Consider the following 23,965-nt stretch of genomic DNA (forward strand, 5'->3'; position numbering starts at 1 on the left):
GTGGATTAGCGCAGGCGACATCCACCACCTATTGCAAGCGTTGCGGCGATATTTCGCGCGGCCATACGCAGATTATCTCCCGCATTATCCAGGGCTTCTTCCAGGGTGCAGATGCTGTATAAGACACTAAATACGGCATCCAGGCCGTGGTCATACACCACACCAACATCCGCCGTTAAACTACCGGCAATGCCAATCACTGGCTTGTTGTAGCGCTTCGCGACTTTCGCCACGCCAATCGGTACTTTGCCGTGAATGGACTGACTGTCGATACGCCCTTCTCCGGTAATCACCAGATCTGCATCGCGCACCAGTTCATCAAGTTTCAATGCTTCGGTGACTATATCAATGCCTTGTCGCAATTGTGCTCCACAAAAAGCGTACAGCGCCGCGCCCATGCCACCCGCAGCACCGCCGCCAGAAAGTGTCAACACATCGATATCGAGGTCTCGGGCGATAATTTTTGCATAGTGATCAAGAGCCTGGTCAAGCTCACTAATCATCTCAGGTGTGGCACCTTTTTGTGGGCCAAACACCGCCGTTGCGCCCTCTTCACCGGTTAGTAAATTGGTAACGTCACACGCAACTTCAATACGGCACTCTTTAAGCCGTTTATCCAGGCCTGAAATATCAATGCTCGCGAGCCGTGCCACTTCCCGTCCCCCAAATCCCAGAGGTTCGCCATTGCTGTTCAGTAAGCGTGCACCAAGTGCCTGTAACATACCGATCCCTCCGTCATTGGTGGCGCTGCCACCAATGCCAATCAGGATACTTTGCACACCACTATCGAGCGCAAAACGAATCAGCTCACCGGTACCCCACGACGTGGTATTGAGCGGGTTGCGTAATTCAGGTGGAACCTGCTCAAGGCCACTCGCCGCAGCCATTTCAATAAAAGCGTGCTGTTTATCGCCAGAAACTCCGTAAAACGCCTGAATCGGGTCACCCAACGGCCCGGTGACATCCACTTTAATGATTTCACCGTTTGTTGCGGCGACCATCGCTTCTACGGTGCCCTCACCTCCATCAGCGACGGGCAATTTCACATAGTGGGCGTTCGGGAACACTTCCCGAAAACCGGCTTCAATCTGTGTCGCTACCTCAAGAGCACTGAGGCTCTCTTTGTAAGAATCTGGTGCGATGACAATTTTCATATGCCGTCCGTCGCTGTGGGAAAAGTTTTAGATTACCTGACCATGCATGGGCGCTTATTATTAAACGTCCAATTTGGGATCAAGAACTGCATCGCCATCGCGTCATCACGCGCGCCCAGGCCGTGCTGCTGATAAAGCTCGTGCGCTTTCATCACCTGATCCATATCCAGCTCAACGCCAAGACCCGGCGTTTTCGGCACTTGTACCATGCCGCCTTTGATTTCGAAAGGTTGCTTAGTCAGGCGCTGGTTGCCTTCCTGCCAGATCCAGTGAGTGTCGATGGCGGTGACTTTGCCTGGCGCTGCAGCGGCCACGTGGGTGAACATCGCCAGTGAAATATCGAAGTGGTTGTTGGAGTGTGAACCCCAGGTCAGGCCAAACTCGTGGCACATTTGAGCTACGCGCACCGAACCTTGCATAGTCCAGAAATGTGGGTCGGCTAAAGGAATATCCACAGATTGCAGCGAAAGCGTGTGGCCCATTTGACGCCAGTCGGTGGCAATCATATTGGTTGCAGTTGGCAGGCCTGTCGCACGACGGAATTCAGCCATAATTTCGCGACCTGAATAACCTTGTTCCGCGCCACACGGGTCTTCTGCATACGCCAGAACACCGCGTAATTGCTTACCGATGCTAATCGCTTCATCGAGCGACCAGGCGCCATTTGGGTCAAGTGTTACACGGGCCTGCGGGAAGCGTTTTGCCAGCGCAGTGACCGCTTCGGCCTCTTCGCTACCGGCTAATACACCGCCTTTAAGTTTGAAGTCATTGAAGCCATATTTCTCGTAAGCTGCTTCTGCCAGACGCACGACGGAATCAGGTGTCATGGCCTCATCATGGCGAATGCGGTACCAATCGCATTTCTCATCGGGCTGGCTCTGATAAGGCAGCGGAGTTTGTTTGCGATTGCCGACGAAGAACAGATAGCCCAGCATTTCGACTTCGCTACGCTGCTGCCCGTCACCCAACAAAGACGCCACATTCACGCCCAGATGCTGACCCAGCAGGTCCAGCATGGCGGACTCAATGCCGGTAACGACGTGAATCGTGGTGCGCAAATCGAAAGTCTGTAAACCACGTCCACCGGAATCACGGTCGGCAAACTCGGCACGCACCAGGTTGAGAATATTTTTATACTCACCCAGCGTTTTGCCAATTACCAGGGCGGCGGCCTCTTCCAGAGTCTGGCGAATTTTTTCACCACCAGGAATTTCACCCACCCCCGTATGGCCAGAGTTATCTTTGATAATCACAATATTACGGGTGAAAAACGGTGAGTGTGCGCCGCTCAGGTTCATCAGCATGCTGTCATGGCCTGCAACGGGAATAACCTGCATCGCAGTGACTATCGGAGTAGAAGTTGTCATGTTATTTATTCCTTTTCTTTCATATGAGTTAGTTGCGGCCAAATGCCGGGCATTTACGATCAAACTTCCAGCCCGGAACCAGATACTGCATTGCCGTCGCGTCGTTGCGCGAGCCACCTGGCAGGGACTTATACACCTCGTGAGCTTTTTGTACCTGTTCCCAGTCAAGCTCAACCCCCAGGCCTGGTGCATCCGGCACGGCGATTTTGCCGTTAACGATTTGCAGTGGGGAATTGGTCAGGCGCTGCTCGCCTTCCTGCCAAATCCAGTGTGTGTCGATAGCCGTTGGTTTACCGGGTGCAGCAGCAGCCACATGGGTAAACATCGCCAGGGAAATATCGAAATGGTTATTAGAGTGACAACCCCACGTTAGCCCCCATTCATCGCACATCTGCGCGACGCGAACGGCTCCGCTGAGTGTCCAGAAATGTGGGTCGGCTAACGGAATGTCCACTGCGTTAAGCATGATGGCGTGATTCATTTCGCGCCAGTTGGTGGCAATCATATTGGTTGCGACAGGCAAGCCGGTGGCGCGGCGGAACTCAGCCATCACTTCACGGCCTGAATAGCCTTGTTCCGCACCGCATGGGTCTTCGGCATAGGTCAACACATCGCCCATTCCTTTACACAACGCGATGGCTTCTTCCAGCATCCATGCCCCATTAGGGTCAACGGTAATGCGTGCATCCGGGAAACGTTTTTTTAGCTCGCGCGCAGCGTAAACAGCGCGATGATGATGCCAAAACCACTGAAGATATCAACGAAACCTTGTAGCAAGGTAAACAGCGACCAGATAAAGATGGACCAGAAATAAACCCGTTTTGAACCGAATTTATCCAGCAACCAGCCGCCGGGAATTTACCCTATGACATATGCCCAGGAAAACGCGGAAAACACATAACCCATGCCAATAGGATCGAGGCCGATATCTTTTGCCATTTCTGAACCGGCAATAGATAACGTGGCGCGGTCTCAATAGTTAAACGAGGTGACGATGAAGAGCATTACTACTATCCAATAACGAGCGTTGGTCCTTTTTTCGGCAACGCTCGCCGTTTGGCTAATTGTATTCATGTTGCACTCCTGAATTTTCACTTTCATGCCCTAAATAATTCGAGTTGCATCGCGGCGGCAAGAGAACGAGTCCCGATGAGCTTAGTAAACTAAGTGATTCGGGTGAGCGAACGTAGCCAACAACAATGCAGCTTGAAGAATGAAGGGCGAAGCTACATTCATTCTGAACTGAATTTGTAGGGTAATCAGAATGAGGTATCAGCCTGTCCACAGTATTTTTGTGATGCTGTATCTGCGGTTTTTATTTGGCTGATGGAAAGTATATGAAGGGAGTGAGCGAGTCTCATCGTGCAAAGACACAAGTTTACCGAACGATTTATGAGCAGTTTATGGCGACTGTCCAACGCGCTGGGGGATGGTTCACGATTTTTGAAACAACCAGATAAAACGAAGGGATTAAGCTTGAGGTGAAGCGGAGTGCAAATTTTATTCGGAGGGCAGGTAAGTGTGATGTCACCCGCCCTGGATTCATGTTGTTACTTTAACAATCCAGCCCACTGCTCAACCCAAGGGTTAGAGACCGATTCAGGTTCGGGATGATCGTTAGCATCAATGGCTAAAACTGTGCCCACACGTTTAGCGCCCTGCTCTTGCAGTAAGGAATCAAACTGCTTCCCGCCACCACAAAAATGCTCGTAGTTGCTGTCACCTAATGCAATCAAACCGTAATGCAATTCAGGCTGGTAACCGATTTTGTCTTTGAGGGCCTGAAACAGAGGAACAATACTGTCTGGCAAATCGCCCTGGCCGGTGGTTGATGTCACAACCAGCACATATTGATCGCTATATTTTTGCCAGTCGGCAAGTTCAGGATCTTCGAATACTGTTGCTTTATGACCATTCTTTTTTAGGATCGCTGCGGCTTCTTCTGCCACCAACAGCGAGTTTCCATACATCGTGCCAACAAAAATTCCCACTTCGGCCATCAGTTAACTCCTTGCGTTACGGCTGTATTATTCATCCTGGCCGTTGCTTGCAACAAACTCAACCTTTTCGATATCACTCAGCAATCCGCTCCAGCCAAACTGTGACATCATCTGCATCCAGGTGTCATCAAGGTTTGCACGCAGGCACAGCGGTTCACCGGTAACCGGGTGATTTAACGAAAGCTGACTTGCGTGAAGCATTAAACGCTCGCAGCCAAAATGTTCCGCAGCGGCACGGTTTTGACGCAAATCACCATGTTTTGAGTCACCAATCATCGGGTGGCGCAAATGAGACATATGACGGCGTAACTGGTGTTTACGACCAGTTTTAGGTTCGAGTTCAACCAGGCTGTAGCGCGCTGTTGGGTAACGCCCAACCGGAACCGGCATTTCCACTGTCGCCAGACCACGATAATGCGTTACCGCAGGTTGTGCCTCTTTATCCTGAGTCGCTTTTTTATCGGCGATTTTGTCCAGCTCTTCAACGAGCGGGTAATCAAGCACCGCATCATCTTCAAGCCAGCCACGCGTCACAGCGTGGTAGCGCTTCTGAATCTGGTGATTTTCAAACTGCTGAGACAATAAATGCGCGACTTCGCTGGAAAGCGCCATCAGCAATACGCCAGATGTTGGCCTGTCGAGGCGATGAACGGTGAAAACGTGCTTGCCGATTTGGTCGCGTACGGTTTGCATCACAAAAACGGTTTCGTGCCTGTCGAGCCAGCTGCGATGAACCAACCAACCTGACGGCTTATTAACGGCCACCAGCCACTCATCCTGATAAATAATTTCCAGCATTATTTCGTGTCACTCGCAAACAGAGCATCGAGATCTTGTAGCGCTTTTAACAGCGGATCGCGCCCGACATGTGCCGCATCCAGCGCCATTTCGTAATAAGGCGCGAGGGCAAAATCAGCAGGCAGAGGGTGTTGAGCGTCAAGAAGTGCGTGCATTCGGGGAATCAGAACCCATTGCAACCATTCGTGAGGCTGCATTGTATCCAGGCAAAATGGTTGCGTGCTTTCAAAGGCTTCAGCATCTGGAGCACAGCCCTGCCAAAGTTGATGGTCACGCAAAACTTGTTCAATGATAAGTAAATGCTGGCGTACCAGCGCGTGGCGTTCCATGAAAACCTCCGGCATCAGTCAAAAGAAGCCGGCAATCATACCACTTCTTGCAATGGGCGAAAAAAAGCATAAAAAAAGGGAGCACTGTATAAACAGTGCTCCCGGTTCGTTTCGCAGCTAATCCGGCTACTTTTGGTGCTCCCTGCTCGTCCGTGACAACTATGTCCTGTGGTCTCCTGACCTACAATCCGTCGTACTCGCTTCCTGCTACCATCATCCTGAGGTGTTCCGGCATCATCCTGATGCAATATCCTTTGGTCTTCCAGACCCACCGAACATCCAAATTCGGCTCTCTTTCTCCGTCCTGGAGGTGTCCCTTACTCTTCCTGAGTGATCCTTGCTTCGTCCTGAAGCCTTCCTTGCAACACCATCCTGGTGTGTTCCGCTTCTTCAATGAAGTGACATCATCCTGACATCTCCTTCACTTCCCGACTTCCTGTCGACGGACATAGAATCTACCATTTCGTTCACTCTGGCAAGGCACTCACAACTGAAGCTTACGATAACTTTCATTCAAAAGCAGACCGGAATAATCATAATATTATGATAAATAATGATTTTTATATTTATCACTCACAAAAGTCTGCATGCAAAGTTAGAGATCTCTTACAGCTTGTGTAAGAGATCTCTCACAAGCCCATCAGCGATCCACGCTTAAATAACCTGTGGCTCAAGGTCGTTAAGGAAAGAAATCAGCGATGGGGCGATTATTTTGCGCTGCTTAGTACCAATTTTCTCCAGCACCACTTCACCGCTTAAATTGCACAGCGACACCACTTCCATTTCATCGGGTGTGGTCGCAAGGAATAGCGTTGGTGAAAGTTTCAGTCTTTTTTGCGTGACCAGATGGCCAATCAGGTTCTCCAGAACACGCTGGAAATCATCTTCGCTCCAGGCCTGTAACAAAGTTAAGGACTGACTGCCTAAAAGTGCAGGCATGTCGCCAGCAAATTGCGTGGTGTAGAACTGATGCGCCGCAGGCTGTAATGCAATGTCCATTGCTCGTTCTACCGCGCTAAGATCGTTTTCCGGTGCAAAAGGCTGCGGCTGCCAACGCACATCGTCACCCGTAGTTGTCACGATACACGGCGACGGCACACCATATAATTCTTCGCTCGCGGGCCACCCACCCACCTGCTCACGCCATGCATGACAAAAGCGATTGGTAAAATCTTCCAGTGCCTGACGTACGTCGTTATCCACCAATTTCTCACTCCCTCAAGGCTGCGGTACAATAAAGGCCAATTGTACCTGCATTCTATTGGTGACACATGTCTTATGAAAAACACCAGGCGCTGAGCGGCCTGACGCTGGGCAAGCCAACTGCTTACCAGGATAAATACCAGCCATCTTTACTACAACCTGTACCGCGTAGTCTTAATCGCGATCCGCTTGGCTTACAGGCTGATAACCTGCCATTCAGTGGCGGCGATATCTGGACCTTGTACGAACTGTCCTGGCTAAACAGTAATGGTTTGCCTCAGGTGGCAGTCGGGCATGTGCAGCTTGATGCAAACAGCGTGAACCTGGTTGAGTCTAAAAGCTTTAAGCTCTATTTAAATAGCTTCAATCAGACGCAGTTTGCCGACTGGGAAACCGTTCAGGAAACGTTAAAACGTGATTTAAGCACCTGCGCGCAGGGCGATGTGAGCGTGGTGTTATTCCGTCTGCGTGAACTCGAAGGCCAGGAAATTGCGGCGTTCCACGGCGAGTGTATTGATGATCAAAATATCACTATTGATAACTACGAATTTAACGCCGATTACCTCAGTGGTGCGGCTGGCGACGAAATCGTAGAGGAAACACTGGTCAGCCACCTGCTGAAATCCAACTGTCTGATCACCCACCAGCCAGATTGGGGTTCCGTGCAGATTCGCTACCGTGGCCCACGCATCGACCGGGAAAAGCTGCTGCGCTACCTGGTGTCGTTCCGTCATCACAATGAATTCCACGAACAGTGCGTTGAGCGCATCTTCAATGACATCCAGCATTTTTGTAACCCGGAAAGCCTGAGCGTTTACGCACGCTATACCCGTCGTGGCGGCCTGGATATTAACCCGTGGCGCACCAATACCGATTTCCACCCGGCATTTGGGCGTCTGGTTCGTCAATAAGTGCGAAACGCCTCGCAGCCTGAGGTGGGATTATTGTTTTCAGGTTGTTAAATTGAACATTGCGGGGCTATTGTAATCATTGGGAGCGGCACTTTACGCTTCGTAAGGAGTTAACTTGATTACACATATTAGCCCGCTAGGCTCAATGGATATGTTGTCGCAACTGGAAGTGGACATGCTTAAGCGCACGGCCAGTAGCGACCTTTATCAACTGTTTCGCAATTGTTCACTTGCCGTACTTAACTCAGGAAGCCAGACCGATAGCAGTAAAGAGCTGTTGTCGCGTTACGAAAACTTCGATATCAACATTTTGCGCCGCGAACGTGGTGTCAAACTCGAACTGATTAACCCTCCTGAAGACGCTTTCGTCGATGGTCGTATCATCCGGGCTTTGCAAGCTAACCTGTTTGCCGTATTACGCGATATTTTATTCGTTAACGGTCAACTCTCCAGCGCAGGTCGCTTCCAGAATCTCGATCTGGAAGAACCGGCAAATATCACCAATATGGTGTTCTCTATCTTACGTAATGCCCGTGCACTGCACGTCGGCGAAGCGCCAAACCTGGTCGTATGCTGGGGTGGGCACTCAATCAACGAAAACGAATACCTCTATGCCCGTCGCGTCGGCACACAACTAGGCCTGCGTGAACTCAATATTTGTACCGGCTGTGGCCCTGGTGCTATGGAAGCCCCAATGAAGGGGGCGGCTGTAGGCCATGCACAACAGCGCTACAAAGAAAGCCGCTTTATTGGTATGACCGAGCCGTCAATCATTGCCGCTGAGCCACCGAATCCACTGGTGAATGAGCTGATTATCATGCCTGATATCGAAAAACGCCTTGAAGCGTTTGTTCGTATTGCGCATGGCATCATCATCTTCCCTGGTGGGGTTGGTACCGCGGAGGAGCTGCTTTACCTGCTCGGCATTCTGATGAATCCTCACAACCATGATCAAGTATTGCCACTGATTCTGACCGGGCCGAAAGAAAGTGCTGACTACTTCCGAGTGCTCGACGAGTTCATCGTCAACACCGTGGGTGAGCAAGCGCGACGTCATTATCAAATCATTATTGACGACCCGGCTGAAGTAGCCCGTCAGATGAAAAAGGCTATGCCTAAAGTGAAAGAGAATCGCCGTGAAACGGGTGATGCTTATAGCTTCAACTGGTCGATTCGAATTGCGCCAGATTTGCAGATGCCGTTTGAGCCAACCCATGAAAACATGGCGAATCTCAAGTTGTATCCAGACCAACCGGCAGAACAACTGGCTGCCTCTTTGCGTAGGGCATTTTCTGGGATTGTTGCGGGTAACGTTAAAGAAGGCGGGATCCGCGCAATTGAAAAATTCGGGCCATATAAAATCCACGGTGATGCAGACATGATGAAACGCATGGATGTTCTCCTCCAGGGGTTTGTCGCCCAGCACCGTATGAAATTACCAGGCAGTGCTTATATTCCTTGCTACGAAATCTGTACCTAACTCTCCTGGGCGGAGTCACTCCGCCCATCTTTTTTTCCCCAGTTTTGTTCACCCTTTTGCTGTTTTATTCATCTTTTTGCATGTTACCGGTATCAGTGTTTCTCTCTTCATAAAAACTTATGATTTCATATCTCTCCTCACTAAAAATCGTTCTTATACAGGTGATTACACTACAACCAAATAATGAAACTTCGTTTTATAAACCGCAAAACCTTCATATTCAGGGTATAAATACTGCATAAAATATCAGCCGCAGACTGAAAAACTGCAAAAAACCATACAAACAGTAGATTCTTACAATTGGGATCTTGATCACTGATGAATTGACGCCATGAATGTATCTTTCCGCCCGCTGATTATCACTGGCCAAAATTACTATAAAATAGCCTGTAAACAGCATTAAATTTCAGTAGTCAATGGCAAGTCATCGCGATTGAACCAGATTTCGAATCATATGTTCCTTTGGAGAAGTAAGTAGATGGAAACCACTCAAACCGGCAGTATTGCCTCTGTCGAGAGCAAAAGTTCGTGGCGCAAGTCCGATACCATGTGGATGCTGGGGCTTTACGGCACCGCAATCGGTGCAGGCGTGTTGTTCTTGCCAATTAATGCCGGTGTAGGCGGTCTGATCCCGCTGTTCATTATGGCAATCCTCGCGTTCCCGATGACTTTCTTTGCCCATCGTGGTCTGACTCGTTTCGTGCTGTCAGGTAAAAATCCTGGCGAAGACATTACTGAAGTTGTAGAAGAGCACTTTGGCGTTGGCGCAGGTAAAGTCATCACCCTGCTCTACTTCTTTGCTATCTACCCAATTTTGCTGGTTTATAGCGTTGCTATCACCAACACAGTTGATAGCTTTATTACTCACCAGTTGGGTCTGGTTTCTCCGCCGCGCGCACTGCTATCACTGATTCTGATCGTTGGCCTGATGACTATCGTTCGTTTCGGCGAGCAGATGATCGTTAAAGCGATGAGTATTCTGGTCTTCCCATTCGTTGCCGCTCTGATGGTTCTGGCACTGTATCTGATCCCTAACTGGAGCAGCGCTGCATTCGATACCATGTCATTTAGCGCAAGCCCGGCAACCGGCAGCGGTTTATGGATGACACTGTGGCTGGCAATTCCGGTAATGGTGTTCTCCTTTAACCACTCACCAATCATCTCTGCCTTCGCTGTAGCGAAACGTAATGAGTATGGTGAAGAAGCTGAGAAAAAATGCTCCCGCATCCTGTCCTACGCACACATCATGATGGTTATTACCGTGATGTTCTTCGTATTCAGCTGCGTACTGAGCCTTTCTCCAGAGAACCTGGCAGAAGCAAAAGCACAGAACATCTCTATTCTGTCTTACCTGGCTAACCACTTTAATGCGCCAGTGATTGCGTGGATGGCACCGATTATCGCTATCGTCGCTATCACCAAATCCTTCCTCGGCCACTATTTAGGTGCTCGTGAAGGCTTCAACGGGATGGTTATCAAGTCCCTGCGCGGCAAAGGCAAGAGCATCGAAATCAGTAAATTGAACCGCATTACTGCAATCTTCATGCTGGTATCGACATGGATTGTCGCCACCCTGAACCCAAGCATTCTGGGCATGATTGAAACCCTCGGCGGCCCAATCATTGCGATGATTCTGTTCCTGATGCCGATGTATGCGATTCAGAAAGTACCAGCGATGCGCAAATATAGCGGTCATATCAGCAATGTATTTGTGGTAATTATGGGTCTAGTCGCTATTTCTGCTATCTCTTACTCTCTATACTCGCTGTTCATCTAACAGTTCTAAACCGCCAGCTTCCTGCTGGCGGTTTTTTTCATTAAGTTATTCAGGCAACGGACGCAACATGATTAGCGTATTCGATATATTCAAAATCGGTATTGGCCCTTCCAGCTCCCATACCGTCGGCCCGATGAAAGCCGGTAAGCAATTCGCAGACGATTTAATCGCGCAAGGGATTTTGCAGAACGTCACGCGTGTAGTGGTTGATGTATATGGTTCACTTTCCCTCACCGGCAAAGGCCACCATACCGATATCGCCATTATCATGGGTCTCGCTGGCAACATGCCTGACACGGTCGATATCGATGCTATCCCTCACTTCATTCAGGACGTGAATACTCACGGTCGTCTGTTACTGGCTAACGGCCAGCGTGAAGTGGAATTCCCGGTCGATAGCTGTATGAACTTCCACGAAGATAATCTTTCACTGCATGAAAACGGTATGCGTATTACTGCGCTGGCGGGCAGCGAGGTTATCTATAGCCAAACTTATTACTCCATCGGCGGCGGTTTTATCGTTGATGAAGCACACTTTGGCCTCGAAGATACTCAACAGGCTGTCGTTCCATATCCCTATAAAAGTGCGGCAGATTTGCAGCGTCATTGCAAAGAAAGCGGGCTTTCATTATCAGGCTTGATGATGCTGAACGAACGCGCGATGCGTCCTCAGTCTGAAATTGATGCACACTTTGCCAACGTCTGGAACGTGATGCGCAGCGGTATCGAGCGTGGTATCACCACCGAAGGCGTGCTGCCGGGCAAAATGCGTGTACCACGCCGCGCAGCAGCATTGCGCAGAATGTTGGTCAGTAGTGACAAGAACAACTCTGATCCAATGGCTGTTGTGGACTGGATTAACATGTTCGCCCTGGCGGTGAACGAAGAAAATGCTGCCGGTGGGCGTGTTGTTACAGCACCGACAAACGGCGCATGTGGCATTGTTCCAGCGGTTCTGGCCTATTACGACAAATTCATTCGCGAAGTTAATACCAACTCTTGCGCACGATACTTCCTCGCAGCCGGTGCGATTGGTTCTCTGTATAAGATGAACGCATCGATTTCAGGTGCAGAGGTCGGTTGCCAGGGCGAGGTCGGCGTTGCCTGTTCTATGGCGGCGGCAGGTCTTGCTGAACTGTTGGGTGGTAGCCCAAGCCAGGTGTGTATTGCTGCCGAAATCGGCATGGAGCATAACCTTGGTCTGACATGCGACCCGGTTGCCGGGCAAGTTCAGGTGCCATGCATTGAGCGTAATGCTATTGCGGCGGTGAAAGCGGTGAATGCGGCACGTATGGCATTGCGTCGTACCAGCGAACCTCGCGTCTGCCTCGATAAGGTTATCGACACCATGTACGAAACAGGCAAAGACATGAACGCCAAATATCGAGAAACCTCTCGCGGCGGGCTGGCCATGAAAGTGTCATGCGATTAATACCAAAAAGGCTCTCATCTGAGAGCCTTTTTTAATGGCGTTTTTATATCCAGGCGACCCTCTAAATAATTCGCGTTACAGAAAGGCGGTGAGTAAGGGAATCCCAATGAGCTTACTCTAGTAAGTGATTTGGGTGTCCGAGTGAAACCAACGCATCTGCAACGCGAAGTATGACGAGGGTTTAGCGCAGATCGCCGACCTTCACATGGTCCATATCATCAAACACTTGGTTCTCGCCAACCATACCCCAGATAAAGGTATACGCACGCGTACCCACACCTGAGTGAATTGACCAGCTTGGTGAGATCACAGCTTGCTCGTTCTGCATCACAATGTGACGAGTTTCTTGCGGCTGACCCATCATGTGGAATACGCAGCTATCCTGCTCAAGTCCGAAGTAGAAATAGACTTCCATACGACGTTCGTGAGTATGGCAAGGCATAGTGTTCCACAGGTTGCCTGGCTCCAGTTGGGTCAGACCCATGCTCAATTGACAGGTTTCCAGTACATCCGGAACGAAGTACTTGTTGATGGTACGACGGTTACTGGTAACGCTGTCGCCCAGAGTAACCGGAGAAACATCCGCAGGCGTTACGCGCTTGGTTGGGTAAGTAGTATGAGCCGGTGCACAGTTATAGTAGAAGCGTGCTGGATTTGCCGGGTCAATGCTTGCAAACACCACTTCTTTAGCACCTTTACCAACATACAGACCATCACGAGCGCCAATTTCGTAGCAAGTCCCATCGACAGTAATTGTGCCCTGCCCACCAATGTTAATCACACCCAGTTCACGACGCTCCAGGAAGTAGCTCACACCTAACTGTTTGCCCACTTCACCGCCAACGCTCACAGTGCGAGTTACTGGCATGACACCACCAACGATGATGCGGTCAATGTGGCTGTAAGTCATGGTGTACTCATCGGCGGTAAAAATAGTTTCAATCAGAAACTCTTTACGCAGACCGGCAGTATCCAGTGTTTTTGCATGATCACTATGAATGCTTTGACGAATATCCATTACTTTTCCTTACTGGGAATAAGAGGCGGAAACAAAATCACGCCCGTTACTATTAATAATAATTTAGCAATTAAAATAGAGTTATTCACAAGACCTCTACATTTAACTGCACCACATAGACAGTTTATCACCAGAATAAATAAATAATGTGATCCAAATTGAAATATCGTTTCAATTTGATTGAAGTGTAGTTCCAATCAGTAGATAGTTCATTTCAAGAGGGATGTATGAGATTAAAAACTCATAACCAGTCACTCTTCAGGTCAATGCAGTTTGCCACCAAGAGCAAAGAACAACGCTGACCAGAAAAGAACAAATCCAGGGAAAACAATGGGTTTCAACCGCTTACTGTTACGTAATTCTTTCGTTTGCACGCTGTAATGAACGAAGGAATGATGAGGAATTACCATGAAGATTAAAGCTACCATTGAACGCATTCCTGGTGGAATGATGTTGGTTCCATTGATACTTGGAGCTATTTTAAATACTTTCGCTCCAGATACTGGCGCCTATTTTGGTTCATTTACTAAAGGGATGATAAGCGGCACCGTTCCAATTCTGGCGGTCTGGTTCTTCTGTATTGGTGCTTCAATTGATCTTCGTGCAACGGGTACCGTTCTTCGCAAGTCTGGCACCCTGGTACTGACCAAAATTGCGGTTGCCTGGGTTGTGGCTATGATTGCCGCTTCCTTTATTCCCGAAGGTGGTATTCAGACGGGTATGTTTGCCGGTTTGTCCGTTCTGGCCCTCGTTTCTGCGATGGACATGACCAACGGTGGCCTGTATGCGAGCCTGATGAACCAGTACGGTACTAAAGAAGAGTCAGGTGCATTCGTTCTAATGTCTCTGGAATCTGGCCCACTGATGACCATGGTGATTCTGGGATCCGCAGGTCTGGCTTCATTTGAACCTCACCACTTTATCGGTGCCGTGCTGCCATTCCTGATTGGTTTTGCGTTGGGTAACCTTGACCACGATTTCCGTGCATTCTTCAGCAAAGCAACGCCAGTACTGATTCCGTTCTTCGGCTTTGCACTAGGTAACACCATCAACCTGACCGTGATTATGCACACCGGCCTGCTAGGTGTGATGTTGGGTGTCGCGGTAATCATTATCACCGGTATTCCACTGATTCTTGCTGATAAATACATTGGTGGCGGCAACGGTACAGCAGGTATTGCAGCATCTTCCGCAGCAGGGGCAGCGGTGGCGAACCCGGTTATCATTGCGCAAATCAACCCGGCATTTGAGCCAGTAGCCGCGTCAGCAACAGCCCTGGTTGCTGCGAGTGTGATTGTGACGGCAATTCTGGTGCCAATCATTACCGCGCTCTATTCAAGGCGTATGGGCGGCAAAGTCGCTAAAAAGAGCGAAACAGATGATGTGGTTGAGCTTTCACATTAATAGTTAAAACACTTAATACAAAAATGGAGCCTTTCGGCTCCATTTTTTCATCTTACAGCGCAGATTTAAGTCGCTGAACTGCATCATAAAGCTGATCTTCAGTGGCAGTTGCGTAAGAGAAGCGCAGAGTTTTCTTGTCGGCGTTATCGCTAAAGAAGAACTCACCAGGTACATACACGACACCTTTTTCCAGGGTCTGCTGTAACCAACGAGTAGTGTCAAATTCGTAGCGGAAAGCGGCCCACAAGAACATCCCACCCTGCGGCTGATTGAAGGTGATGTGCTCGCCGAGTTCCTGTTGTAAAAACACTGACAAGCTCAGGCACTTCTTCTTATACGCTTCACGAATAAGTTCGATTTGCGGATTCAGGCGATCAAGTGTCAGATACGCCGACACCAGTGATTGTGTAAATGAGTTAGCGTGCAAATCTGTGGCTTGTTTAATGATGGCCACTTTTTGCTTCATCCATTCTGGCAAAACAATCCAACCTACGCGCAACCCTGGCGCCAGAATTTTAGAAAATGTTGAGGTATACACCACGTTATCTCTGCTGCCGCGTTCAGTTGCCACTTCCAGCAAGGTTTTTTCACGTGTGTCTGAGAAACTAATCGCCCCGTACGGATCATCTTCAACAATGACAAAATGGTGCTCTTCTGCCAGTTTGACCAGTTTTTCACGGCGGCTGGCACTGAGTGTTGTGCCGCTTGGGTTACCAAATGTCGGAACGATGTAGACACCTTTAATGCGTGTTGTCTTCAGTAACTCTTCCAGCTCATCGACGATCATACCGTGCTCGTCGCTGCCCACTGATTTCACATTGGCTTCATTGAGGCTGAGGATTTGCAGCGTCGCCAGGTAAGTTGGGCGCTCAACAACAAACACATCTCCCGGGTTCACCAGCGCACGCATCAGCAAATCCAATGCTTGCTGCGAACCAGAAGTGATCAGAAGTTGATCAGGAGTAGTGGTAATGCCGCGTTCCTGGCACAATCCAACTAGCTGATGACGCAATTCAACATTGCCTTCAGTCAAACCATATTGGAAAGCATCGTTAAAATTCTCAGCGACCACTTTTTGAGTCGCGACACCCAGCCCTTCGGTATCAAACAATTCGCTGGAAGGAATGCCTCCGGCGAGCGAAATCACGCCAGGCATTTTGCTGTGCTTCAATAATTCTCTGATTGCTGACGGTTGTAGAGCCTGAATACGATGTGCGAGGTGTGAACTATTACTCATGTTGTTGTCTCTGGTTTTTCTATTTATTTAAAATATACATAGCAACCTAACTAGTTAGCAATGCATTTTCAGATCACTAAATACGACTTTTATTGCGAGCCGCTTTCCTGATTGCGCTTCCCGAATTCGCGGTCACTCTACAGAAATGTTAGTGTGTACAAAGCAAATGTCGAAAGCGAAATATCCATGATGATTCATTTACTTATCGTTGACGCCCTGAACCTGATACGTCGTATTCATGCGGTCCAGGGATCACCCTGCGTTGAAACTTGTTTGCATGCCCTTGATGCGCTGATAACACACAGTCAGCCTACGCATGCTGTCGCCGTGTTTGACGACGAAGACCGCCGTGAAGGTTGGCGACATCAGGTCTTGCCAGACTATAAAGCGGGGCGCGCGCCAATGCCAGATACCTTGCACCAGGAAATGCCACTCTTGCGCGAAGCCTTCGCTAAAAGAGGTGTAGCTTGTTGGCATTCCCATGGAAATGAAGCAGATGACCTGGCAGCAACTCTTGCAGTAAAAGTAGCAGCCGGTGGGCATCGCGCCACCATCGTTTCGACCGATAAAGGCTTTTGCCAACTGTTAGCTCCCACTATTCAAATCCGTGATTATTTTCAAAAGCGTTGGTTAGATGAGCCTTTTATTGCACAGGAATATGGCGTTCAACCTGAACAGCTGGCTGATTTTTGGGGACTTGCAGGGATAAGCAGCAGCAAAATTTCCGGCGTTCCGGGCATTGGACCGAAAAGTGCCACACAGTTAATCAATCAATTTTCCACACTGGAAGGGCTGTACGAAAGGCTGGATGAAGTACCTGAGAAATGGCGCAAGAAATTAGAGCAGCATCGGGAAATAGCGTTTATCAGCCGCCAGGTTGCACAGCTACAGACGGATTTGGTGCTTGATGGGAATTTGCAGCAGTTACGCTTGCCGGGTGGAACACCTTCACCCTAGCCCTCTCCATGAGGAGAAGGTTGGGATGAGGGTAAGTTAATTATCTTTCGTCGCGACGACCACCGACAGCCGCCCACATACGGCGCACATGCACGGTCACTTCTTCACGGTCGTGGTACAACTGGCGAGCCTGGATCTCAGCGCTGATACCATGTTCTGCCAGTTTTTCATGAATCAATGCCAGGTTTTGCGACACTTCTTCATAGCGCTTCTTCATTGGCAGCTTGAGGTTGAAAATGGTTTCACGGCACCAGCCATTAATTAGCCATGTAGCCATTAGATTCGCCACTTTCGCCGGTTTCTCAACCATGTCACAAACCATCCAGGAGATGTTGTTGCGGCTTGGCTTATATTTGAAACCATCTTCCTGCAACCAGGTCACCTGCCCTGTGTCCATCAGGCTTTGCGCCATTGGGCCGTTGTCGACGGAACAAACCCACATGTTGCGCTGCGTTAACTGGTAAGTCCAACCGCCTGGACAGGCCCCCAAGTCAACGGCATGCATCCCGTTTGCCAGACGCTCATCCCATTCATCAGCCGGAATGAAAGTATGGAAAGCTTCTTCCAGTTTCAAGGTTGAACGGCTTGGTGCCTCAGAAGGCAATTTCAGACGTTGGATGCCCATATAGAAAGGCGAGTTGTTATTGCTATAGGAATAACCGGTATAACAACAGCCTGGCGCGATAAAGAACACATGCACTACCGGGCGTTTTGGCGTTTCGTAATTGGTGAGAATCCCCGCTTCACGCAGGCTTGCACGTAATGGCACCGTCAACTTGCGGCAGAACTTCATCAGTTCTTTGCTTTCATTGGTGTCGGCAACTTCAACGCGCAGATCGCCACCTTTTTCTACGACACCGGTCAGCATTCCTGTGATTGGCGTAATACGATCTTCGGTTGGAAGATCTTTAAGCAGTTCACCGGCAACAATCATCTGGCGAGCAAAGATCAAATCTTTAAACGGCAGCTCACGCGCCAGTTTATCGGCATCATCTTGCTGATAACATTCGTAAATAACATAACCGCTGTTTTCTTTAACACGCGCAAAACCAAAAATGTCGCGTTGACTGGCTTTATCGGTAATCTCTGCCGCACACTCTTTCTCAAAGCCTTGTCGGCAATACAAAATAACTTTATTCATGGCTTACGCCCCTACGTTTCAGGCGCATTGCACCAATCAACATCAATATCCAACCGGCCAGAAAACTGATTCCACCGACGGGGGTAACAAACGCCCAAAGGCGTAAATGAGACAGCGCCAGACAATAAAGGCTGCCGCTAAATAGAACGGTTCCGAGCGCCATAAATACGCTGCTCCAGTAAAACCAGATGCTGATCCGACGCTGCATAGCAACCGCCAGACCAAAAATCGCTAATGTGTGAAAAGCCTGATATTCAAGGCCGGTTTGAATCCAACCCATCTCCACAACACCAAGCGTTTTGCTCAAAACGTGAGCCCCGAAGGCTCCGAGAGCAACAAAGACAAAACCGCTAATTGCGGTAAAAATCAGCATGAAACGGCTGGTCATGGTGTAACCCTAAAGTAAGGCGTAGCGGCATGGCTACGCGATGGTTTGCTTATTGATCGTAGCGAAAACGGAATTTTTCTTGTTCGCTCGCTGTTTTCGCCAGAATCCACTGCCTGAAGGCCGCTATTTTACCCAGTTCTGCCTGGCTGTCATGACAAACAAGATAAAACGCGTTTTTACTCACCAGAACATCATTGAATGGGCAAACTAAACGCCCCGCTTCAAGCTCTGATTGCGCCATAACATTATTCGCCAGCGCAATACCTTGCCCGTGAATAGCAGCCTGGAGCACCATTGCACTGTGGCTGAAAATGGGGCCTTGCTGCACATTAATATGGCTTACGCCTAATTGCCGAGTATAGGTCTGCCAGTCACGACGAGAAGCATCATGCAGCAAAGTATGATGGGCTAAATCTTCAGGAGTTTTGATTGGTTTATCGCCCGTTAACAGCAAAGGCGAGCAGACCGGCAGCAAGTATTCTGCATAAAGCTTTTCCACTCTCAAACCCGGCCAGTTTCCACGCCCGTAAAAAATCGCGACGTCGACATCATCAGAAAGTTTATCTTCCTGACGGTCAACAGCCTGAATTCGTACGTCGATTCCCGGATAAGCTGTATTAAAGCTAGTTAGGCGTGGCACAAGCCAGTGAATGGCAAAACTTGGCAGTAAACTGACCGTTAACGCACCTTTAGCGCTACGCGCCTGAAGCTTACGCGTTGCTTCTGTCAGTTGCGAAAATATCTCTTTGATGTCCAGATAGTAACTCTGCCCCTCTTCTGTCAGCAACAAAGAGCGGTTACGACGGCGGAACAGCTTAAGGCCCAGAAAATCCTCCAGAGACTTAATCTGGTGGCTCACGGCGGCCTGTGTCACGAATAATTCATCGGCCGCTTTAGTAAAACTCAGGTGACGAGCAGCGGCGTCAAATACACGTAAGGCATTTAAAGGTGGCAAACGCTTGGACATAGTTGATTGGCTTAAATGTTAAAGTCTATTAACAAACAGGTGAACTTAGTTAACCTATTAGTTTTTTTTATCTGAGCCATTATAAATTGTCCGTTGAGGATGCACCAGCAAATACCTATAGTGGCGTCACTTCCTGAGCCGGAACGAAAAGTTATCTGAAATGCGTGTTTCGGAGGGCTTTTGGCTTACGGTTGTGATGTTGTGTTGTTGTGTTTGCAATTGGTCTGGCATTCCAGACCCCGGTAGCTAAGCTACCCCTTTTTCACTTCCTGTACATTTACCCTGTCTGTCCATAGTGATTAATGTAGCACCGCAAATTGCGGTGCTTTTTTTTGCCTGTAATTTGAGCAAAAGTTTGAGTAAAAAGATTACTGATCCAGTTCAACCATCTCTTTCACATCAGTACGATTAATCTGCTGTTTGTTACCGTTGGCATCTTTATACGAAATCATCCCGGTTTCATCATCAGTTTTCGGTTTGCCATCGGACACGATGGTGCGGCCATCGTTGGTGTGCATTACGTAATTCGGGCTAGAACATCCTGAAAGACCAAAAGCCATAACACCTACAAATACTGCTGCGGCTGCCTTGTTCATATTCTTCTCCTTAGTAGCGTTTAATGCTGATTAACTCTAAAAAATAAAGTAGGTGAAATACTCACCTAACATTAATTAGCATAACCCTCTTTCACGAGCTTGCCAGTTTATGCAGATTATTCCGAAGGCATTGATCCCTTGTGTGATTACAGCAAATGCGCCACGATCTACGGATTGGATACGAGGAAAATCATGAAAACTTTTAATCCTGCCCAGTTTCGCAGCCAGTTTCCGGCACTGGCAGATGCGGGGGTCTATCTCGATAGCGCCGCAACCACACTTAAACCTCTCGCCGTTATTGAAGCGACCGAACAGTTTTATAGCCTTAGCGCCGGTAATGTTCACCGCAGCCAGTTCGCGGCAGCACAGCGTCTTACAGAACGCTATGAAGCGGCTCGCGACAGCGTAGCGACTCTACTCACCGCGCCTTCCGGCAAAGATATCGTCTGGACTCGTGGCACTACCGAAGCAATCAACCTGGTAGCGCAGTGTTATGCACGCCCTCGCCTGCAACCAGGTGACGAAATTATTGTTAGCGAAGCCGAACACCACGCTAACTTTGTGCCGTGGTTAATGGTCGCTGAGCAAACTGGCGCGAAGGTCATTAAGCTGCCGCTGGGAAAAGATTACCTCGCTGATTTGAGCAAACTGCCAGAATTGCTAAACGAGCGGACTAAAATTCTGGCATTAGGCCAGATGTCGAATGTGACGGGCGGCTGCCCGGATCTGGTTAAAGCCATAACTGCGGCTCATGCCGCAGGCGCGGTTGTAATGGTTGATGGCGCGCAAGGGGTGGTGCACTGCCCACCTGACGTACAAGCGTTAGATATCGATTTTTATGCCTTCTCCGCCCATAAGCTTTATGGCCCAACCGGCATCGGTGCGCTATACGGTAAAAGCGAGCTGTTAGAAGAAATGTCGCCATGGCTTGGCGGCGGTAAGATGATTACGCACGTCTCGTTTGAAGGGTTTAAAACGCAACCCGTGCCGTATCGCTTTGAAGCAGGTACGCCAAACGTCGCGGGTGTGATTGGCCTGAGCGCCGCTCTTGAGTGGCTGGAAAGCGTTGATTTGCAGGAGGCTGAAGCATATAGCCGTGGGCTTGCAACACTCGCTGAAGCGCAGCTGGCTACGCGCCCAGGTTTTCGCAGTTTCCGCTGCCAGGATTCAAGCTTGCTGGCGTTCGATTTCGCGGGCGTTCACCACAACGATATGGTCACGCTGCTGGCAGAATCTGGTATTTCGCTGCGTGCGGGGCAACACTGTGCACAGCCGCTGCTCGCCGCATTAGGGGTGAGCGGGACACTGCGCGCCTCTTTTGCGCCATATAATACGCAAAGCGATGTGGATGCGCTGGTCAAAGCCATCGACAATGCCCTGGAAATTTTGGTGGATTAAATGACAAGTGGATTCCTGGCAGGTCACCCTTTTGGCACCTCAATCACCGCTGACAACCTACGAGCCACATTTGCTCCATTGCAGCAGTGGGAAGATAAATACCGCCAGCTAATCCTGCTAGGGAAACAGCTTCCAGCACTCCCGGCTGATTTAAAGTGCGAAAATATCGAGATCGCTGGCTGCGAAAACCGCGTCTGGTTGGGTCACAACCTTCAGGCAAATGGCACTCTGCATTTCTATGGTGACAGCGAAGGGCGAATTGTTCGCGGTTTGCTGGCGGTGTTACTCACCGCCATTGAAGGGAAAACGGCTGAACAATTGCTGAATGAAGATCCGCTTGCTCTGTTTGATGATCTTGGCCTGCGCAACCAGTTAAGTGCTTCACGCAGCAGCGGGCTTGCGTCATTAGCGCAAGCCGTGCGCGTTGTGGCTCAGGCCTGAGTACGCGCCGCTTTTGCCATCATTTTCTTTAATACATGGGACACCGCCACGAAACCAAAGCTGGCGGTGACCATGGTTGCCGCACCAAAACCGGATGCACAATCCATGCGTTTCGGGCCATCAGCGGTACTTTTCATAGCGCAGACGGAACCATCAGCCTGCGGGTAAACCAGCGCTTCGGTGGAAAACACGCAATCAATTCCGAGCTTTCCTTTGCTGTTCTTCACCACGCCAAAATCGCTTTTTAATCTTTCACGCAGTTTTGCCGCCAATGGATCCTGAATCGTTTTCGCCAGATCTGTTACCTGGATCTGCGTTGGATCGATTTGCCCACCAGCCCCACCAGTAGTCACCAACGGGATCTTGTAACGACGACAATAAGCTATCAAGGCGGCTTTTGGGCGCACACTATCAATAGCATCAATCACATAGCTAAAGCCCTGGCTGAGCAATTGCTCGGTATTTTCGGCAGTAATAAAGTCATCCACCACTGTCACACGGCATTCCGGGTTAATTTCTCGGATACGAGCAGCCATCACTTCTGCCTTAGACTGCCCTACCGTAGCTCGCAAAGCGTGAATCTGACGGTTAGTGTTCGTCACACAAACATCGTCCATGTCGATAAGCGTAATTGCACCGATACCTGTACGAGCCAGTGCTTCTGCAGCCCATGAGCCCACGCCGCCAATGCCAATCACACAAACATGTGCATCAGCGAACAATTGCAGTGCATCACGGCCATACAAACGAGCAGTACCACCAAAGCGTTGCAGCCAGGTATCGGTCAAAACTACAGACATTACGTTATCCTCGGAAATATTAGCCATTAAATACCGTGCCACTGGCCCCTGGCGCGTTTTTCAACACCCAAACGCGGCCATAATGGTTGTACCAACCCGCACGGTGACCGGCATCAGCCCCAATCCCCTGGTAGATATCAAAGTGCTGCCCTTTAATCGCACCGCCAACATCCAGCGCAACCATGACACGCAGTTCATATTGCCCGCTGAATTTGCCGTTGTTATCCAGTAACGGGACTTCAGCCAGAATAGTGGTGCCCGCAGGAATAATAGAACGGTCAGATGCAACTGATGCGCGACCAATTAACGGCACAGCACTCGCCCCTTTCACTGGCGCGAAGCTTGCTGGTTTAAAGAAGACGAAAGAGGGGTTCTGCTCAAGCAGCTCCTGCACTTGCGCCGGGCTGTGAGTTTCTCCCCAGTGGCGAATCGCCTGCATCGACATATCTTCTTTCTTTACTTCACCACGGTCGATAAGCACCTTACCGATACTGCGGTAGGCATGGCCGTTCTTACCTGAATAGCCAAAGAAGGTTAATGGCTGGCCGTCACCGAAATCGATATAGCCGCTGCCCTGCACATCCATAATGAAGTTATCCATTAAGGAGTTGCTATAAGCAATAATGTAGCTGTCACTCAGTGCACCACTGTAGATCTCAGCACGAGACGGTAAGCGCCCACGCTTTGGTGGCATACGGTAGATAGGATACTGGAACTCGCCCTGGCGGGTATAACGCGCTTGCACCACTGGCGTGTAATAACCCGTGAATTGCACGTTACCGTAATTATCCGCACCTTCCATCTGCCAGGCATCGATACCGTACTGGCTCAGCTTGCTGGTGTCACCACCGGCACGTAACCACTGCTGCACGGCACCGTAAACATCGCTCTTGCTATTATAGAGGCGAGGAGACGCAGAACGGATCTGGTTAACTTGTTCAGCAAAGTCGCCACCGTTAATCGGTGCACCCACCGCATCGGGGCGGTTTACGAGTGAAAAAGGCTGAGAAAACTTCCCGTCTTTATATTGCTGGCCTTTATCTGTCGGTTTTGAGGAACAGCCCGCCAGAATGGCAACCATCACCCCAGTTACAATGTACTTCGTCCAACGTCCTATCATTACTTCCTCGCCCTGATTATATTTCGCGCCTGGCCCGGGATACTTCA

General features: G+C 49.5%; 22 protein-coding genes and 2 pseudogenes. 8 read left to right on the top strand and 16 right to left on the bottom strand.

Going from position 1 to position 23,965, the window contains the following annotated elements:
- Nucleotides 1-5 precede the first annotated feature (5 nt).
- From LVQ76_RS16240 to syd, 8 genes and pseudogenes are all read right to left on the bottom strand, one after another.
- Nucleotides 6-1,154 carry a glycerate kinase gene (locus LVQ76_RS16240; protein WP_232905214.1) on the bottom strand — a complete coding sequence of 383 codons (1,149 nt, stop codon included), beginning with the start codon at nucleotides 1,152-1,154 and terminating at the stop codon, nucleotides 6-8.
- Between the two features lie 32 nt (nucleotides 1,155-1,186).
- Nucleotides 1,187-2,521 carry a glucarate dehydratase gene (gene gudD, locus LVQ76_RS16245; RefSeq protein ID WP_232922058.1) on the bottom strand — a complete coding sequence of 445 codons (1,335 nt, stop codon included), beginning with the start codon at nucleotides 2,519-2,521 and terminating at the stop codon, nucleotides 1,187-1,189.
- 28 nt (nucleotides 2,522-2,549) lie between these two features.
- Nucleotides 2,550-3,236 (bottom strand): annotated as a pseudogene (locus LVQ76_RS16250) (enolase C-terminal domain-like protein); the annotation flags it as partial.
- Nucleotides 3,233-3,595: pseudogene (locus tag LVQ76_RS16255) on the bottom strand (MFS transporter); the annotation flags it as partial. The pseudogenes LVQ76_RS16255 and LVQ76_RS16250, both read right to left, overlap by 4 nt.
- A gap of 476 nt (nucleotides 3,596-4,071) precedes the next feature.
- Nucleotides 4,072-4,521, bottom strand: coding sequence for a flavodoxin (locus LVQ76_RS16260; RefSeq protein ID WP_232922059.1), 450 nt, complete (start codon nucleotides 4,519-4,521; stop codon nucleotides 4,072-4,074).
- A 27-nt stretch (nucleotides 4,522-4,548) separates the two neighbouring features.
- Nucleotides 4,549-5,319 carry a tRNA pseudouridine(65) synthase TruC gene (gene truC, locus LVQ76_RS16265; RefSeq protein WP_232922060.1) on the bottom strand — a complete coding sequence of 257 codons (771 nt, stop codon included), beginning with the start codon at nucleotides 5,317-5,319 and terminating at the stop codon, nucleotides 4,549-4,551.
- Nucleotides 5,319-5,648 (bottom strand): YqcC family protein, encoded by a 330-nt coding sequence (locus LVQ76_RS16270; RefSeq protein ID WP_232905211.1) that lies wholly within the window; start codon nucleotides 5,646-5,648, stop codon nucleotides 5,319-5,321. Before LVQ76_RS16270 ends, truC begins: the two co-directional genes overlap by 1 nt.
- A 654-nt stretch (nucleotides 5,649-6,302) precedes the next feature.
- A complete protein-coding gene (gene syd, locus LVQ76_RS16275) occupies nucleotides 6,303-6,851 on the bottom strand; it encodes a SecY-interacting protein (RefSeq protein WP_232922061.1) in 549 nt (182 codons plus the stop codon).
- Between the two features lie 68 nt (nucleotides 6,852-6,919).
- On the opposite strand from syd, the gene queF reads away from it, so the two are divergent.
- From queF to LVQ76_RS16295, 4 genes are all read left to right on the top strand, one after another.
- Nucleotides 6,920-7,762: an NADPH-dependent 7-cyano-7-deazaguanine reductase QueF gene (gene queF / locus LVQ76_RS16280; protein WP_232922062.1), complete on the top strand. Its 843-nt coding sequence runs from the start codon at nucleotides 6,920-6,922 to the stop codon at nucleotides 7,760-7,762.
- A gap of 115 nt (nucleotides 7,763-7,877) precedes the next feature.
- Nucleotides 7,878-9,242, top strand: coding sequence for a nucleotide 5'-monophosphate nucleosidase PpnN (ppnN, locus tag LVQ76_RS16285; RefSeq protein WP_064513378.1), 1,365 nt, complete (start codon nucleotides 7,878-7,880; stop codon nucleotides 9,240-9,242).
- A 478-nt stretch (nucleotides 9,243-9,720) separates the two neighbouring features.
- Entirely contained in the window at nucleotides 9,721-11,019 is a 1,299-nt protein-coding gene (locus LVQ76_RS16290) for an HAAAP family serine/threonine permease (protein WP_134184453.1), read from the top strand.
- A gap of 67 nt (nucleotides 11,020-11,086) precedes the next feature.
- Nucleotides 11,087-12,451 (top strand): L-serine ammonia-lyase, encoded by a 1,365-nt coding sequence (locus tag LVQ76_RS16295; protein ID WP_232905209.1) that lies wholly within the window; start codon nucleotides 11,087-11,089, stop codon nucleotides 12,449-12,451.
- Nucleotides 12,452-12,632: 181 nt separating this feature from the next.
- Here the strand turns inward: LVQ76_RS16295 and kduI are convergent, their stop codons facing one another.
- The gene (gene kduI, locus LVQ76_RS16300; protein WP_151993272.1) at nucleotides 12,633-13,469 is read right to left on the bottom strand and encodes a 5-dehydro-4-deoxy-D-glucuronate isomerase; all 837 of its coding nucleotides are present in this window, start codon (nucleotides 13,467-13,469) and stop codon (nucleotides 12,633-12,635) included.
- A gap of 408 nt (nucleotides 13,470-13,877) precedes the next feature.
- On the opposite strand from kduI, the gene kdgT reads away from it, so the two are divergent.
- A complete protein-coding gene (kdgT, locus tag LVQ76_RS16305; RefSeq protein WP_151993271.1) occupies nucleotides 13,878-14,873 on the top strand; it encodes a 2-keto-3-deoxygluconate transporter in 996 nt (331 codons plus the stop codon).
- A gap of 52 nt (nucleotides 14,874-14,925) precedes the next feature.
- On the opposite strand, the gene LVQ76_RS16310 is transcribed toward kdgT, so the two are convergent.
- Nucleotides 14,926-16,110, bottom strand: coding sequence for an aminotransferase-like domain-containing protein (locus LVQ76_RS16310; RefSeq protein WP_232922063.1), 1,185 nt, complete (start codon nucleotides 16,108-16,110; stop codon nucleotides 14,926-14,928).
- Nucleotides 16,111-16,296: 186 nt separating this feature from the next.
- On the opposite strand from LVQ76_RS16310, the gene xni reads away from it, so the two are divergent.
- Nucleotides 16,297-17,067: a flap endonuclease Xni gene (gene xni / locus LVQ76_RS16315; protein WP_232865797.1), complete on the top strand. Its 771-nt coding sequence runs from the start codon at nucleotides 16,297-16,299 to the stop codon at nucleotides 17,065-17,067.
- 40 nt (nucleotides 17,068-17,107) lie between these two features.
- On the opposite strand, the gene rlmM is transcribed toward xni, so the two are convergent.
- From rlmM to LVQ76_RS16335, 4 genes are all read right to left on the bottom strand, one after another.
- Nucleotides 17,108-18,208 (bottom strand): 23S rRNA (cytidine(2498)-2'-O)-methyltransferase RlmM, encoded by a 1,101-nt coding sequence (rlmM, locus tag LVQ76_RS16320; protein ID WP_151993269.1) that lies wholly within the window; start codon nucleotides 18,206-18,208, stop codon nucleotides 17,108-17,110.
- Nucleotides 18,201-18,596, bottom strand: coding sequence for a DUF423 domain-containing protein (locus LVQ76_RS16325; protein WP_034457526.1), 396 nt, complete (start codon nucleotides 18,594-18,596; stop codon nucleotides 18,201-18,203). The genes rlmM and LVQ76_RS16325 overlap by 8 nt, the downstream gene beginning before the upstream one ends.
- Nucleotides 18,597-18,645: 49 nt before the next feature.
- Nucleotides 18,646-19,563, bottom strand: coding sequence for a glycine cleavage system transcriptional regulator GcvA (gene gcvA / locus LVQ76_RS16330; RefSeq protein ID WP_034457527.1), 918 nt, complete (start codon nucleotides 19,561-19,563; stop codon nucleotides 18,646-18,648).
- Between the two features lie 368 nt (nucleotides 19,564-19,931).
- Nucleotides 19,932-20,159, bottom strand: a complete 228-nt coding sequence (locus LVQ76_RS16335; protein WP_034457528.1) for a YgdI/YgdR family lipoprotein — start codon at nucleotides 20,157-20,159, stop codon at nucleotides 19,932-19,934.
- Nucleotides 20,160-20,351: 192 nt separating this feature from the next.
- Here LVQ76_RS16335 and csdA point away from each other — a divergent pair, with 192 nt between their 5' ends.
- A complete protein-coding gene (gene csdA / locus LVQ76_RS16340; RefSeq protein WP_232922064.1) occupies nucleotides 20,352-21,557 on the top strand; it encodes a cysteine desulfurase CsdA in 1,206 nt (401 codons plus the stop codon).
- Nucleotides 21,558-21,998 (top strand): cysteine desulfurase sulfur acceptor subunit CsdE, encoded by a 441-nt coding sequence (csdE, locus tag LVQ76_RS16345; RefSeq protein ID WP_151993266.1) that lies wholly within the window; start codon nucleotides 21,558-21,560, stop codon nucleotides 21,996-21,998.
- On the opposite strand, the gene tcdA is transcribed toward csdE, so the two are convergent.
- A complete protein-coding gene (tcdA, locus tag LVQ76_RS16350; protein ID WP_232922065.1) occupies nucleotides 21,989-22,798 on the bottom strand; it encodes a tRNA cyclic N6-threonylcarbamoyladenosine(37) synthase TcdA in 810 nt (269 codons plus the stop codon). The genes csdE and tcdA overlap by 10 nt on opposite strands.
- A gap of 19 nt (nucleotides 22,799-22,817) precedes the next feature.
- Nucleotides 22,818-23,918, bottom strand: a complete 1,101-nt coding sequence (mltA, locus tag LVQ76_RS16355; protein ID WP_232865748.1) for a murein transglycosylase A — start codon at nucleotides 23,916-23,918, stop codon at nucleotides 22,818-22,820.
- Nucleotides 23,919-23,965 lie beyond the last annotated feature (47 nt).

The sequence above is a fragment of the Buttiauxella cochleicola genome, from assembly GCF_021283185.1.
GTDB classification, from domain to species: Bacteria; Pseudomonadota; Gammaproteobacteria; order Enterobacterales; family Enterobacteriaceae; genus Buttiauxella; species Buttiauxella massiliensis.

Bases quoted from the DNA above. Each gene is read 5' to 3' on its own strand.
- LVQ76_RS16240 (WP_232905214.1), bottom strand. From the start codon at position 1,154: ATGAAAATTGTCATCGCACCAGATTCTTACAAAGAGAGCCTCAGTGCT.
- gudD (WP_232922058.1), bottom strand. From the start codon at position 2,521: ATGACAACTTCTACTCCGATAGTCACTGCGATGCAGGTTATTCCCGTT.
- LVQ76_RS16260 (WP_232922059.1), bottom strand. From the start codon at position 4,521: ATGGCCGAAGTGGGAATTTTTGTTGGCACGATGTATGGAAACTCGCTG.
- truC (WP_232922060.1), bottom strand. From the start codon at position 5,319: ATGCTGGAAATTATTTATCAGGATGAGTGGCTGGTGGCCGTTAATAAG.
- LVQ76_RS16270 (WP_232905211.1), bottom strand. From the start codon at position 5,648: ATGGAACGCCACGCGCTGGTACGCCAGCATTTACTTATCATTGAACAA.
- queF (WP_232922062.1), top strand. From the start codon at position 6,920: ATGTCTTATGAAAAACACCAGGCGCTGAGCGGCCTGACGCTGGGCAAG.
- LVQ76_RS16290 (WP_134184453.1), top strand. From the start codon at position 9,721: ATGGAAACCACTCAAACCGGCAGTATTGCCTCTGTCGAGAGCAAAAGT.
- LVQ76_RS16295 (WP_232905209.1), top strand. From the start codon at position 11,087: ATGATTAGCGTATTCGATATATTCAAAATCGGTATTGGCCCTTCCAGC.
- kduI (WP_151993272.1), bottom strand. From the start codon at position 13,469: ATGGATATTCGTCAAAGCATTCATAGTGATCATGCAAAAACACTGGAT.
- kdgT (WP_151993271.1), top strand. From the start codon at position 13,878: ATGAAGATTAAAGCTACCATTGAACGCATTCCTGGTGGAATGATGTTG.
- LVQ76_RS16310 (WP_232922063.1), bottom strand. From the start codon at position 16,110: ATGAGTAATAGTTCACACCTCGCACATCGTATTCAGGCTCTACAACCG.
- xni (WP_232865797.1), top strand. From the start codon at position 16,297: ATGATGATTCATTTACTTATCGTTGACGCCCTGAACCTGATACGTCGT.
- rlmM (WP_151993269.1), bottom strand. From the start codon at position 18,208: ATGAATAAAGTTATTTTGTATTGCCGACAAGGCTTTGAGAAAGAGTGT.
- LVQ76_RS16325 (WP_034457526.1), bottom strand. From the start codon at position 18,596: ATGACCAGCCGTTTCATGCTGATTTTTACCGCAATTAGCGGTTTTGTC.
- gcvA (WP_034457527.1), bottom strand. From the start codon at position 19,563: ATGTCCAAGCGTTTGCCACCTTTAAATGCCTTACGTGTATTTGACGCC.
- LVQ76_RS16335 (WP_034457528.1), bottom strand. From the start codon at position 20,159: ATGAACAAGGCAGCCGCAGCAGTATTTGTAGGTGTTATGGCTTTTGGT.
- csdA (WP_232922064.1), top strand. From the start codon at position 20,352: ATGAAAACTTTTAATCCTGCCCAGTTTCGCAGCCAGTTTCCGGCACTG.
- csdE (WP_151993266.1), top strand. From the start codon at position 21,558: ATGACAAGTGGATTCCTGGCAGGTCACCCTTTTGGCACCTCAATCACC.
- tcdA (WP_232922065.1), bottom strand. From the start codon at position 22,798: ATGTCTGTAGTTTTGACCGATACCTGGCTGCAACGCTTTGGTGGTACT.
- mltA (WP_232865748.1), bottom strand. From the start codon at position 23,918: ATGATAGGACGTTGGACGAAGTACATTGTAACTGGGGTGATGGTTGCC.